Genomic DNA, 11,903 nt, shown 5'->3' on the forward strand with positions numbered 1-11,903 from the left:
GACCGGGTCGATTCATACCGGGCGGCGAGTCCCGTGGTTCCTGCCTCGGCAGAGGAGTTTCACAGTGGTGACGAGCGTCAGAGAAGTGATATTCTCCTGCACTGTGACCGATGACACGAACACGACGGGCAACCTGCGGCCGGTCGAACAGGAGGTCGTCACCGACTTCTCCGACCGGATGAGCTACGGCGGCTACCTCGATCTCGATCGACTCCTCGGGGCGCAGCGCCCGGTGAGCGATCCGGCCCACCACGACGAGATGCTGTTCATCATCCAGCACCAGACGACCGAACTGTGGCTCAAGCTCGTGCTCCACGAGCTGGCCGATGCCCGCGGACTGCTGGCCGGGGACGATCTCCGCGCCGCACTCAAGCGTCTGGCCCGCATCAAGCATGTCCAGGACGTCATGACCCGGCAGTGGTCCGTGCTCGCCACGCTCACCCCGACGGAATACGCCCAATTCCGTGGTGCGCTGGGGAACTCCTCGGGCTTCCAGTCGGTGCAGTACCGGGCCGTCGAGTTCGCGCTGGGGAACAAGAACGCGGACATGCTCCGGGTGTTCGCCGACGATCCGGCGGCCCAGGGTCTCCTGCGCGCGGAACTGGAGCGCCCGACGCTCTACGACGAGTTCCTCCGGCTGGTGGCCCGCCGGGGCCTGCCGGTCCCCGGGGAGATCCTCGACCGCGACGTCACCACGCCCTACCGGGCGCACGACGGATTGGTCCCCGTGTTCCGGGAGATCTACGAGGACACCGGGAATCACTGGGACCTCTACGAGGCCTGCGAGGAACTGGTCGACATCGAGGACTCCTTCCAGTTCTGGCGGTTCCGTCATCTCCGGACGGTGACCCGGACCATTGGCATGAAGACCGGCACCGGCGGATCGAGCGGAGCGGGCTTCCTGCGCCGGGCGCTCGACCTCACCTTCTTCCCCGAGCTGTACGCGGTCCGGACCGAGATCGGTGCCCCGTGATCGCCCGCGTGACCCTCCTGGAGCCCGACGGGACCTGCCGGGAGGGAACGGCCACGGCGCTCGGGGACGGGCGCCTCGTGCTCGGCCCGGAGGCCGACACGGCCGTCCCACGTCTGCCGGGACTCGTGGCGCGCGGACTCACCGACCACCACGTCCACCTCCACCTGCTCGACGCCGAGGCGCTCCGTGCCGGTGCACTGCTGCGCGGGGGACTGAGGCGGGTCGTCGACCTCGGCGGGGATCCCGCGACGCTGACGGATCTCCGGGTGCCGGGCGCTCTGCCGGGGACCACCGTGCTCCATTCCGGTGCCTTCCTCACCGCACCCGGCGGATATCCCGTCGATCGCGACTGGGCCCCGGCGGCCACCTACCGCGAACTCACGGGACCCGAGGAGGCGGCACCGGTCGTCGCGGAGATGGCGGCGGCGGGCGCCTCGGCGGTGAAGATCGCGGCGAACGCGGCGGCCGGTCCGCTCCTCGGGGACGACACCCACCGGGCGGTGGTCGCCGCGGCCCGGACGCGGGGTCTTCCCGTGGTCGTCCACGCCGAGGGTCCCGGGGTCGTCTCGCACGTCGCCCGACTGGGCGTGGATCGGTTCGCCCACACACCACACTCCGAAGTGCTCCCCGCGGATCTGGTGGAGTACCTGGCCGGTTCGACGACCTGGATCTCGACCCTCGACATCCACGGCTGGGGCGACCCGACGACCGAGCACGGGATCGCGGTGGAGAACCTCCGGCGGTTCCACACCGCGGGCGGGATCGTGCGGTACGGGACCGACCTGGGCAACGGACCCCTGCCGCTCGGCCTCGACACCCGCGAGATCGAGGGTCTCCACGCCGCGGGTCTCGACGCGGCCGCGGTGTTCGCCGCGCTCAGCCCCGCCCCGTTCACCGAGGACGACCCGCCGGGGACACCCGCCGTGTGGTTGCCCCGGGCATCCCCGACACATGCCGACGTCACGGGGGCCGAGCGCCTCACCGCGGCGATCCTCGAAGGAGAGACACACCGATGACGACAGATGCCGACCTGCTCGCCCGCGCCCGGGCCCTGGATTCCGGGGACCCCCTGGCCCCGTACCGGGACCGGTTCGCGCCGGCCCCCGGTGTGGAGGCCTATCTCGACGGGAACTCCCTCGGCAGGCCCCTGCGCCGGACGTCCGAGGACCTCGACCGTCTCGTCTCCGGGGCGTGGGGGACCGGACTCATCCGGTCGTGGGACGCCGGATGGATGGATCTGCCCCTGACCCTCGGTGACCGGATCGGGCGGGTGTGCCTGGGTGCCGCAACCGGGCAGACGGTCGTGGCCGACTCGACGACGGTGCTCCTGTACAAACTCGTGCGCGCGGCCGTCGCGGCGCGTCCCGACCGCACCGAGATCGTCATCGAGACCGCGAACTTCCCGACCGATCGGTTCGTCGTCGAGGGGATCGCCGCGGAGACGGGGAGGACGGTCCGGTGGCTCGAGGCCGATCCCGTCCACGGGGTGGGCGTCGACGACCTCGCCGGAGTCGTCACCGAGGACACCGCCCTCGTGGTGCTCGGCCACGTCGACTACCGGTCGGCGGCCGTGGCGGACATGGCCGCACTCACGGCGGCCGTCCACGCACAGGGTGCACTGGTCCTCTGGGACCTCTGCCACTCCGTCGGGGTGGTGTCGCTCGACCTCGACGCCTGCGGGGTCGACCTTGCAGTCGGGTGCACGTACAAGTACCTGAACGGTGGCCCCGGGGCCCCGGCCTTCGCCTATGTCGCAGCGGTGCACCAGGGGCGGCTGCGGCAGCCCGTCCAGGGATGGATGGGCGCCCGCGACGTCTTCGGTATGCGCGAGACCTACGAACCCGCCGAGGACCTCCGCCAGTTCATCAGTGGCACCCCGCCGGTTCTCGCGATGACACCCATGGCCGGCATGCTCGACCTGCTCGAGGACGCGGGGATGCCGGTGGTCCAGGAGAAGGCCCGGAGTCTCACGGATCTCGTCGTCGAGGTGTTCGACGCCCGCATGGCGCCTGTCGGTGCCCGGCTGGCGAGTCCGCGCGAGGCCGCGCGGCGGGGTGGGCACGTCACCGTCGTCCATCCGGGCGCGCGGGCGGCAGTGTCCCGGCTGTGGGAGGCCGGGGTGGTCCCGGACTTCCGGTCGCCGGACGGCATCCGGCTCGGACTGTCGCCCCTGAGCACCTCCCACGTGGAGGCGGTCGAGGGCGCCCTTGCCGTCGCCCGGGAGCTTGCCGCGGGATGAGTACCGTCCCGGACGACGTCGAGGCCCGGCCCGGGAGCGCGGTGTCCCTGCTGCGCACCCTCGTCGGCCTGTACCTGCGTGACCTCGGAGGGTGGATCGCCACCGACGACCTCGTGGATCTCATGGCCGTGGTGGGTGTCGAGGCGCCGCGGACCCGGACGGCGCTCCACCGCGTCCGTCGGCGGGGACTGCTCGTGGCCCGGACCCGGGACCGTCCGGGTTCCGTGCTCGCGCCGGAGGCGGAGGAGATGCTCGTCCGCGGTGACCGCAGGATCTTCGCCGACCGTCGGATGACCGACGGCGACCCGTGGTGTCTCGTCTCCTTCTCGCTCCCGGAGGACAGCCGGGACGTCCGCCACCGGATCCGACGACGTCTGCAGTGGATCGGGTGCGGAACGGTGTCGGCGGGTCTGTGGATCGCCCCGGGGCACCTGATCGACGAGGTGGACCAGGTGTTCGGGGACCTCGGGGTCCGGGACGCTGCGACGCTGTTCCTCACCGACACGCCCCGGGTGGCCGGTGACCTGGCCGGTGCCGTCGCCGACTGGTGGGACCTCGAGGCGCTTCGGGCTGAACACACGGCATTCCTCCAGGCAGTGTCCGAGGGAGGAGTCGTGTCCGAGGGGGAAGCCGTGTCCGATGGGACGGACGCGGGACGCACACTCTCGGGTCCGGACGCCTTCGGTGCCTACGTCCGTCTCGTCGACACCTGGCGGGTGATCCCCTATGTCGATCCCGGTCTGCCCCCGGGTGTCCTCCCGGCGGACTGGCCCGGGTCGCGGAGCATCGAGCTGTTCCACGAGCTGCGTGCCGGGCTCATGGGTCCCGCCCGCGCACACGTGTGCGAGGTCACGGGGAGCTGAGCGGGAAGGTGAATGCGAGGAAGGCCCCCACACTCTCGTGTAGGGGCCTTCTCGTGTCCTGCGCGGACCCTGGTGGCGGGGGGAGGATTTGAACCTCCGACCTCCGGGTTATGAGCCCGGCGAGCTACCGAACTGCTCCACCCCGCGGCGACTCGTAGAACACTACACACCCCGGGAAAGACCGTGCAAAACGAGTGCCGTGGGTCACTCCGGACCGGTGACGGATGCAGGGCGGCGCACGACCGCCACACCGCTCACGACCGCCGCACCACTCACAACCGCAGCCCGCTGCGCAGGTCCTCCGCGAGACCACGGATCCGTTCGGCTGCGAGATCGACGTCCGCGGGTCCCTTGCAGAAGGAGTAGCGGATCGTGCGGTCGAAGTACGCGGCCGTCTCGGACCCCGGCCGACACAGTCCCGCGACGGGAATCCCGGTGAACCCGTACTCGCGGGTGAGCCTCTCGTTGAGCGTGAAGGCGCGCGCGTCGGTGAGAGCGGCGAAGTCGACGAGCGTGAAGTAACCGGCCGCGGGCGCGTGGACCTCGACCCCGGGGAGGTCGCGCAGTGCGGCGAGCAGGACGTCCCGGCGTGCGGCCAGTGAGTCCCGGTTCTCCCAGCCGAAGGCGTCGTGCTCGGTGAGTGCGCGGGCGACGGCCGGTTGGAACGGTCCCGAGGCGGTGAAGGTGAGGAACTGCTTGACCGCCTGGATCGCCTCGCGGACCTCCGGCTCGGCCACCAGCCACCCGACCTTCCAACCGGTCGCGTTGAAGGTCTTGCCCGCCGAGGACACCGAGACGATCCGGGCCGGGTCGTCGACGAGGGTGGCGACCGGACGGTGCCGGACGTCGTCGAAGGTGAGGTACTCGTACACCTCGTCCGTGACCAGCCAGGCGTCGGCGGAGACGACGGCGGCGTGGATCCGCAGCAGGGTCTCCGGGGAGAACACGGTGCCCGTCGGGTTGTGCGGGGAGTTCACGACGACGAGGTCGATCCCGGCGGCCACGTGGGCGTCGAAGACCTCCCAGTCCGGCGTGAACCCCGTGCCGTCGTCCGCCGGCTGCAGGGGCACCGTGACGACGTCGGCACCGGCGGCCGCGGTGGCGGCCGGGTACCCGTCGTAGAAGGGTTCGAACAACAGCACGGTGCCGCCGGGCGGGACGAGGGCGAGGACGGCCGCGGTGAGCGCCTCGGTCGCGCCGACCGTCACGAGGACGTGGTCCCGGGTCACGTGCTGGCCGTGGACCCGCCCGCGCTGCTCGACGACGGCGTCGAGGAGGACCGGGTGACCCTGTCCCGGAGCGTACTGGTTGAAGCCCTGGGCCATCGCCTCGGTGACGGCGGACACGAGGAATTCCGGGGTGTCGGTCCCGGGCGCCCCCTGCCCGAGGTTCAGCGCCCCGTGGTCGGCGGCGAGTTTCGTCATCTGACCGAAGATCGTCTCGCCGACGGAACCGTCGGCCCGCACGAGGCCGGCGGCCGCCGCCATGCGGTGCCAGCGGTCGGCGCGGAGGACGTCGGGGTGGGAGGGTGTGGTCATCGCAGGAACTCCGATGCGGATTCGTGGAGCAGGCCGTTCGAGGCCAGGGCGTTCGGTCCGAAGGGGCCGGGTGCGCCGGCCAAGGAGGTGAAGGTGCCACCGGCCTCCGTGACGACGGGGACGAGGGCCGCCATGTCGTAGAGCTCCAGTTCGGGCTCCGCGGCCAGGTCGACCGCCCCCTCCGCGACGAGCATGTACGACCAGAAGTCGCCGTACCCGCGGGTGCGCCAGACGGCGTCCGTGAGTGCCAGGAAGCCCTCGCGGATCCCCAGGTCGGCCCAGCCGGACAGGGAGGCGAAGGAGAGGGAGGCGTCCGCCAGGTCGGACACCCCGCTCACCGCCAGCCGCCGAGGTGCCCTGCCCTCCTCGACACCCCAGGCCCCCTCACCGGCCGCCGCGTACCACCGCCGGCCGAGGGCCGGGGCGGAGACGACGCCGAGCAGGGGTGTCGTGTCCTCGTAGAGGGCGATGAGCGTCGCGTACACGGGCACCCCGCGCACGAAGTTCTTGGTCCCGTCGATCGGGTCGACGATCCAGCGACGGCCGGTCCCGTCGCCGGTCTCGCCGAACTCCTCTCCGAGTACCCCGTCGGTCGGACGGGTATCGGCGAGGACCTCACGGATCATCGCCTCGACACCGCGGTCGGCATCGGTCACCGGTGTGAGGTCGGGTTTCGCGTCGACGGTGAAGTCCTGAGCGCGGAAGGCCGGGAGCGTGAGGGCATCGGCCCGGTCGGCCAGGTCCAGGGCCAGTGCGAGATCGGAGTCGTGTGCGAGATCGGAATCGGGGGAGGGGGAGGACGGATCGGTCATGTCCCGCAGCCTAGTGCGCCGGTGCCGGTGCCCGGCCCCCGGATGTCATCTCGTGGACGCCGGTGGGCACCGGGCGGGTGGTGGGATGCCGGGGTGGGCACCGGGCGGGTCAGGCCGCGGGATCCCGGTCGGCGAGGTTGTCGAGGAGACGGCGCAGCGAGGCCAGGCGTGCGGCCCCGGCCTCCCCGGCCTGCCCGGTGGCCACCCAGGAGTCGAGCGTGCAGCCGGGGGAGTCCGTCCGGTGGGTGCAGCCCTTGGGGCAGTCGGCGGTCGCGGGTACGAGGTCCGCGAAGGCCGCGACGACGTTCTCCACGTCGACGTGGGCGAGGCCGAAGCTGCGGACCCCGGGCGTGTCGACGATCCACCCGCCGGTCGGCAGGGGCAGACACGCCGCGGAGCTCGAGGTGTGCCGTCCGTGGCCGGTCACGTCGTTGACCGCGCCGGTGGCCCTCTGTGCCTGGGGGACGAGCGCATTCATGAGGGTGGACTTGCCGACCCCGGAGTGTCCGAGGAGGACACTGAGGTGCCCGGTGAGGACCTCCCGCAGCCGGTCGACCCGGGGGACACCGGCGGGGTCGAACCCACAGGGGACGATCTCGACGTCGACGGAACCGAAACGGTCGTACACCTCGTCGACGGGGGCGAGGTCGAGTTTCGTCACGGCGAGGACGGGCCGGATCCCGGCGTCGAAGGCGGCGGTGAGGGCCCGGTCGATGAGACCCCAGGACGGGTCCGGTTCCGCGGTGGCGGTGACGACGACGAGTTGGTCCGCGTTCGCGACGATGACGCGTTCCGTCGCGTCGGTGTCGTCGGCACTGCGGCGCAGGACGGTGTCCCGCTCGACGATGTCGACGAGGCGGGCGAGCGTGCCCTCCTTCCCCGAGGTGTCGCCGACGACGCGGACGCGGTCACCGGGGACGACGGGCGTGCGGCGCAACCACTTGGCCCGCACACACGTGACGACCGGCAGGGAGCCCGCGGAGACGTCGGCGAGCTCGGTGCTCATGACGACGCGGTACCGCCCGCGGTCGACGGAGACGACCATGCCCTCCTCGGCGTCGGCGTGGGCCGGCCGGTTCTTGGTCCGGGGTCGGGTGCCCGACTTGTGGGCCCGGGGTCGGTAGTCCTCCTCGGTGAAGTGGCGGTAACGGCCGCTCACCGTGCCCCGCCCCCACGCAGGTCCTCGCCCCCGGTGTCCTGGGCGACCATGTCCTCCCAGAGGTCGAGGAACTGGGGCAGGGTCTTGGCGACGGTGCCCGGGTCGTCGAGGACGATCCCGTCGACGGCGAGTCCGAGCACGGCCCCGGCCATCACCATGCGGTGGTCCTTGTAGGTCCGCCAGCGGTGTCCGTGCTGCGCGGGGGAGTGGATCACGAGGTGGTCGTCACCGGCCTCCACCTCGGCGCCGGCCCCGGTGAGTTCGGCCCGCAGGGCCTCCAGGCGGTCGGTCTCGTGCCCCCGCAGGTGGCCGATCCCGCGGAGCTTCGAGGTCCCGCGGGCGCAGGCGGCCACGGCGGCGACGACGGGGGTGAGCTCACCGACCGCACCGAGGTCGAGGTCGACGGCCACGAGGACGTCGGGTCCGGTGACCGTGAGACCCCGGCCGTCGAGTTCCCAGCTGCCGCCGAAGGCCTGGGCGATGTCCCGGAAGGCGTCGCCGGCCTGTGTGGTGTGCACCGGCCAGTCGGGCACGTGCACCGTGCCCCCGGTGACGAGGGCGGCGGCCAGGAAGGTCGCGGCGTTGGACAGATCGGGCTCGACGACGACGTCGAGGCCACGGGGCCGTCCGGGCTCGACGACCCAGTGGTGCGGTTCCGGCTCCTCGACGAGCACGCCGGCGTCGGCGAGCACCTCGAGCGTCATGTCGATGTGCGGGCGGGAGGGCAGCAGGGCCCCCGTGTGCCGTAGGTCGAGTCCGAGGTCGAAGGCACACCCGGCTAGCAGCAGACCGGAGACGAACTGGGACGAGGCCGAGGCGTCGATGTCCAGGTGCCCGCCGCGCACGCCGGCCCGCGCGTCGAGGTCGAAGGGGAGGGTGTCGGGTTCCCCCGCAGTGGCGTCCTGGTCCCCGGTCACCGTCACGTGCAGGGACCGCAGGGCCCCGAGGACGGTGTCCATGGGACGGACACGCGCCTCGGGATCGCCGTCGAACCGCACCCGGCTCCCGAGTCCCGCGGCCAGCGGTGGGACGAAGCGCATGACGGTCCCGGCGAGACCGCAGTCGACGGTGGGGACCGTTCCGTCCGCCGCCGTGGCGCCCGCCGGGACCGGAGACACGACGAGGTGCTGCTGGTCGGAGTCGTCGACCGCGGCACCCAGGGACCGCAGTGCGCCGATCATGAGGCGGGTGTCCCGTGAATCGAGCGGATGGCGGATGACGGAGTCGTCGTCGGCCAGTGCCGCGAGGACGAGGAACCGGTTGGTCAGCGACTTCGAACCGGGCACCCGGACGCTCGCCCGCACGGGGCCTGAGCGACGGGGTGCGGTCCAGGAGTCGGGCACGGGGCGAGCGGGTGCGGGGTGTGCGGGCATGCTCAGGAGGCGAGGTCCTCGAGGGACTTGGTCGTCGACTCCAGGGCTCCGATGGCGGCGTTCTCCAGGCGGCCCAGGCCGTCGACGGCACGGCCCTTGGCCGAGGCCAGGCGCCAGGCGAGGTCGGGACGACCGGCCGTGTCGGCGGTGGCGAGCAGTGCGCCGCCGAGCATCGAGGTCTTGGCGATGATACCGGGTCCCGCGTCGGTGCGGTCCGGGGAGACCTGTTCGGCCACGGCGTCGAGGACGTAGGTGCCGACGAGCACGCCGGCGGAGAATCGGGGGAACTTCCCGACGGCAAGCAGCGCACCCGCGGCGACCTGTGCGACACCCGTGGCACGCGCGACGAGGGTCGCGTCGACGGGCAGGTCGACCTTCTTCTTCACGAGGTCGAGGGCGGGCTGGAGCGCGGAGGCGGTGGCCTGCGGGCGGCGCACACGGGCGATCCCGTTGCCGATGTACGCGGAGGCGAGCATGGGGCGGGCGAGCAGGCGGACCGGGTTGAACGGCACGGTGTTTCCCTTTCGACGGGTGATGACGGGTTGCGCACCCGCCAGCATAGCCGCAAGGCAGGGTGGGGTGCCGGGGTGCGGGCGGTGTGAGGGATCGGTGGGGTGCCGGGGTGCGGGCGGTGTGAGGCACAGCGGGAATACCGGAGGTGAACCGGGCGTTGCCCGCAGGTATGAGGACCTGGCGGGCGGCGGGCGGCGGCGTAGAATCGCCACCGATGGACACGACTGATGACACCGGGGTGCGCGAGGCGCTCCCGGGACCTGTGGACCGGACCGGCCTCGACCCGGCGGAGGAGACGCCGGCCGAGAGGACGGCGCGGTTCGAGGCGGACGCCCTGGAATACGTCAACCAGCTGTACGCGGCTGCCCTGCGGATGACCCGGAACCCGGCCGATGCGGAGGATCTCGTCCAGGAGGCCTACGCCAAGGCCTTCGGGGCCTTCCACCAGTTCACGCCCGGCACGAACCTCAAGGCCTGGCTGTACCGGATCCTCACGAACACCTTCATCAACACCTACCGTAAGAAGCAGCGGCAGCCCCTGGAGTCGAGCGACGAGGACATCGAGGACTGGCAGATCGCCCGCGCCGCCGGACACACCTCCTCCGAGGGACGCTCCGCCGAGCTCGAGGCGCTCGACCACCTGCCGGACTCCGATGTCACCGAGGCGCTCGGTCGCCTGGCGGAGGACTTCCGGATGGTCGTCTACTACGCCGACGTCGAGGGCCTGCCGTACAAGGAGATCGCACGGATCATGGACACCCCGATCGGTACCGTGATGTCGCGGCTGCACCGCGGACGTCGCCAGTTGCGCGACATGCTCAAGGACTACGCCGCCGAACGCGGGCTCTACGCCGCCGAGGACACGGACGGGCGCGAGGAGAAGGGGGACCGGCGGTGACGGACCGACCGGATCAGGGAATGACGCCCACGGGTGACGAGGAGACCGTCGTGGTCCGCGAGAGCCTGCGGCGGATCCAGTACTACGTCGACGGTGAGCTGCCGCCGGACCTCACCGGCGTCGCGGAGGAGCACTTCACCTCCTGCGCCGAGTGCGAGGAGGAGGTGCGGATCACGACGACAGTGAAGGAACTGGTCCGCCGTTCCTGCCCCGAGCCCGACGAGGTGGCCCCGAGCGACCTGCGGGACAAAGTCGTCGCCCGCCTGCAGCAGGTGACGGTGGTGCGCCGCCCGCGGGGGTGAGCGCGACACGAGAAGGGCCCTGCGGAGGAGATCCTCCGCAGGGCCCTTCTCGTATATGTCAGGGGGTCCGCTCAGGCGTTGGGACGCTTGCCGTGGTTGGCCCCACCGCGCTTGCGGTCCTTCTTCTTGCGTGCACGCTTGCTGCTCATCGCTGCTCCTCCTTCGTTCGGGACTCCCGCATACGGGACCTGCCGATTCTTCCACAGGTGGTCCCACGCGGCAAAAACGCGCTCAGGCCTCCCGATGCCTGAGACGGGTGCGCCACCAAGGCGGAGGAGCGAAGGAGGACGTGGGGTTGGTACTTCGAGCGACGACAACGCAGGTGGCGCCCCGTGTCAGGCCTCGGGGTCTGTTATGCCGAGCCAGTCGAACCAGCCCCGGTGGAGGACCAACCAGGCGAGGAGCCCGTAGCCCTCCTGGCCCGGCAGGCCGGTGCCGGAGCGGGTGATCTCCGCGCGCCACACCTCGTGCTCGTGGAGCGGGGTGAAGGTGTCGACGTAGGTGATGCCGCGGCGCAGGGCGACGTCGGCGAAACTCGCGGAGAGATCGGCGACCCGGGAGTCGAGCGCGGCGTCCCCGGTCGGCGGGGGACCGACGACGAAGGTCTTGACCTCCGCCGAGAGCGCCGCGTCGAGGACGTTCGCCAGGTTGAGGCGGGACCGGGCGGTCGACAGGCCCGACTCGGTGTCCGCGATACCCGGGGCGAGGACGAGGTGGTCCTCCGTGTCCGGCCCGAAGCGCAGGGACGCCTCGGGCATGCACCGGGCCCCGAGACCCGCGGAGTCCTCGCCGGGCACACCGAGAGGGTAGAACCGGGCGGCCGGGAGGGCCGGGAGGGTGCGCAGTGCCACGCGACCCACCCAGCCCAGACCACGGGCGTCCCCGTGGCCGGCGACGTGTGCGCCACCGACCACGGCGATCGCGGGGACCCGGTCGTGGCTCACCGGGCGAGGACCTTCTCGACGAGAGCGGCCTGCTCGGCGTCGTGGACCTTCTTGAGGCCGGTGGCCGGGGCGGCGGCCGCCGGGCGGGAGGCGACCGTGAGTTCCCGGTCGCCGAGGAGACCGGTGAGGTTGAGCGCCATGAACGGCCAGGCACCCTGGTTCTCCGGCTCCTCCTGGGCCCACACGAAGCGGGCCGAGTCCGGGTAGGTCGAGAGCACCCGGGCGATCGCGGCCTCGTCGAGCGGGTAGAGCTGCTCGACGCGGACGAGGGCGGTGTGGGTGTCGCCGG

14 protein-coding genes and 1 tRNA gene are annotated in these 11,903 nt (G+C 71.9%); 6 read left to right on the forward strand and 9 right to left on the reverse strand.

What is annotated here, in order from left to right; genetic code table 11:
* Positions 1 to 103 precede the first annotated feature (103 nt).
* The 4 genes from AAD496_RS14245 to AAD496_RS14260 are packed head-to-tail and all read left to right on the forward strand — an operon-like array spanning position 104 to position 4,075.
* Positions 104 to 973 carry a tryptophan 2,3-dioxygenase gene (locus tag AAD496_RS14245; protein WP_349829516.1) on the forward strand — a complete coding sequence of 290 codons (870 nt, stop codon included), beginning with the start codon at positions 104 to 106 and terminating at the stop codon, positions 971 to 973.
* Positions 970 to 1,989, forward strand: a complete 1,020-nt coding sequence (locus tag AAD496_RS14250; RefSeq protein WP_349829517.1) for a hypothetical protein — start codon at positions 970 to 972, stop codon at positions 1,987 to 1,989. The genes AAD496_RS14245 and AAD496_RS14250 overlap by 4 nt, the downstream gene beginning before the upstream one ends.
* Complete coding sequence (locus AAD496_RS14255; RefSeq protein ID WP_349829518.1) at positions 1,986 to 3,212, forward strand: kynureninase; 1,227 nt, start codon at positions 1,986 to 1,988, stop codon at positions 3,210 to 3,212. The genes AAD496_RS14250 and AAD496_RS14255 overlap by 4 nt, the downstream gene beginning before the upstream one ends.
* On the forward strand, positions 3,209 to 4,075 hold the full coding sequence (locus AAD496_RS14260) for a PaaX family transcriptional regulator (protein ID WP_349829520.1): 867 nt from the start codon (positions 3,209 to 3,211) through the stop codon (positions 4,073 to 4,075). The genes AAD496_RS14255 and AAD496_RS14260 overlap by 4 nt, the downstream gene beginning before the upstream one ends.
* 70 nt (positions 4,076 to 4,145) lie before the next feature.
* On the opposite strand, the gene AAD496_RS14265 is transcribed toward AAD496_RS14260, so the two are convergent.
* From AAD496_RS14265 to AAD496_RS14290, 6 genes are all read right to left on the reverse strand, one after another.
* Positions 4,146 to 4,222, reverse strand: a tRNA-Met gene (locus tag AAD496_RS14265).
* A 125-nt stretch (positions 4,223 to 4,347) separates the two neighbouring features.
* On the reverse strand, positions 4,348 to 5,613 hold the full coding sequence (locus AAD496_RS14270; protein WP_349829522.1) for an aminotransferase class I/II-fold pyridoxal phosphate-dependent enzyme: 1,266 nt from the start codon (positions 5,611 to 5,613) through the stop codon (positions 4,348 to 4,350).
* Positions 5,610 to 6,425 carry a histidinol-phosphatase gene (hisN, locus tag AAD496_RS14275; protein WP_349829523.1) on the reverse strand — a complete coding sequence of 272 codons (816 nt, stop codon included), beginning with the start codon at positions 6,423 to 6,425 and terminating at the stop codon, positions 5,610 to 5,612. Before hisN ends, AAD496_RS14270 begins: the two co-directional genes overlap by 4 nt.
* Before the next feature lie 109 nt (positions 6,426 to 6,534).
* Complete coding sequence (gene rsgA, locus AAD496_RS14280; protein ID WP_349829524.1) at positions 6,535 to 7,584, reverse strand: ribosome small subunit-dependent GTPase A; 1,050 nt, start codon at positions 7,582 to 7,584, stop codon at positions 6,535 to 6,537.
* Entirely contained in the window at positions 7,581 to 8,957 is a 1,377-nt protein-coding gene (aroA, locus tag AAD496_RS14285) for a 3-phosphoshikimate 1-carboxyvinyltransferase (RefSeq protein WP_349829525.1), read from the reverse strand. Before aroA ends, rsgA begins: the two co-directional genes overlap by 4 nt.
* Positions 8,958 to 8,959: 2 nt before the next feature.
* On the reverse strand, positions 8,960 to 9,469 hold the full coding sequence (locus AAD496_RS14290; RefSeq protein WP_349829526.1) for a DoxX family protein: 510 nt from the start codon (positions 9,467 to 9,469) through the stop codon (positions 8,960 to 8,962).
* 215 nt (positions 9,470 to 9,684) lie between these two features.
* Here AAD496_RS14290 and AAD496_RS14295 point away from each other — a divergent pair, with 215 nt between their 5' ends.
* Positions 9,685 to 10,368, forward strand: a complete 684-nt coding sequence (locus AAD496_RS14295) for a sigma-70 family RNA polymerase sigma factor (protein ID WP_349829527.1) — start codon at positions 9,685 to 9,687, stop codon at positions 10,366 to 10,368.
* A gap of 20 nt (positions 10,369 to 10,388) precedes the next feature.
* Positions 10,389 to 10,670 carry a zf-HC2 domain-containing protein gene (locus tag AAD496_RS14300; protein WP_349829528.1) on the forward strand — a complete coding sequence of 94 codons (282 nt, stop codon included), beginning with the start codon at positions 10,389 to 10,391 and terminating at the stop codon, positions 10,668 to 10,670.
* A 71-nt stretch (positions 10,671 to 10,741) separates the two neighbouring features.
* On the opposite strand, the gene AAD496_RS14900 is transcribed toward AAD496_RS14300, so the two are convergent.
* The 3 genes from AAD496_RS14900 to AAD496_RS14310 form a co-directional block, all read right to left on the reverse strand.
* On the reverse strand, positions 10,742 to 10,819 hold the full coding sequence (locus AAD496_RS14900; RefSeq protein WP_433913775.1) for a 50S ribosomal protein bL37: 78 nt from the start codon (positions 10,817 to 10,819) through the stop codon (positions 10,742 to 10,744).
* 186 nt (positions 10,820 to 11,005) lie between these two features.
* The gene (locus tag AAD496_RS14305; RefSeq protein WP_349829529.1) at positions 11,006 to 11,614 is read right to left on the reverse strand and encodes a GDSL-type esterase/lipase family protein; all 609 of its coding nucleotides are present in this window, start codon (positions 11,612 to 11,614) and stop codon (positions 11,006 to 11,008) included.
* A partial coding sequence (locus AAD496_RS14310) for a hypothetical protein (protein WP_349829530.1) occupies positions 11,611 to 11,903 on the reverse strand: 293 nt, incomplete at its 5' end. The genes AAD496_RS14310 and AAD496_RS14305, both read right to left, overlap by 4 nt.

It is taken from the genome of Brevibacterium litoralis, from assembly GCF_040212315.1.
GTDB classification, from domain to species: Bacteria; Actinomycetota; Actinomycetes; order Actinomycetales; family Brevibacteriaceae; genus Brevibacterium; species Brevibacterium litoralis.

What these genes read in the sequence shown, in the direction of transcription:
- AAD496_RS14260 (WP_349829520.1), top strand. Translation starts at nt 3,209, where the DNA reads ATGAGTACCGTCCCGGACGACGTCGAGGCCCGGCCCGGGAGCGCGGTG.
- AAD496_RS14255 (WP_349829518.1), top strand. Translation starts at nt 1,986, where the DNA reads ATGACGACAGATGCCGACCTGCTCGCCCGCGCCCGGGCCCTGGATTCC.
- AAD496_RS14900 (WP_433913775.1), bottom strand. Translation starts at nt 10,819, where the DNA reads ATGAGCAGCAAGCGTGCACGCAAGAAGAAGGACCGCAAGCGCGGTGGG.
- AAD496_RS14270 (WP_349829522.1), bottom strand. Translation starts at nt 5,613, where the DNA reads ATGACCACACCCTCCCACCCCGACGTCCTCCGCGCCGACCGCTGGCAC.
- hisN (WP_349829523.1), bottom strand. Translation starts at nt 6,425, where the DNA reads ATGACCGATCCGTCCTCCCCCTCCCCCGATTCCGATCTCGCACACGAC.
- AAD496_RS14295 (WP_349829527.1), top strand. Translation starts at nt 9,685, where the DNA reads ATGGACACGACTGATGACACCGGGGTGCGCGAGGCGCTCCCGGGACCT.
- aroA (WP_349829525.1), bottom strand. Translation starts at nt 8,957, where the DNA reads ATGCCCGCACACCCCGCACCCGCTCGCCCCGTGCCCGACTCCTGGACC.
- AAD496_RS14300 (WP_349829528.1), top strand. Translation starts at nt 10,389, where the DNA reads ATGACGCCCACGGGTGACGAGGAGACCGTCGTGGTCCGCGAGAGCCTG.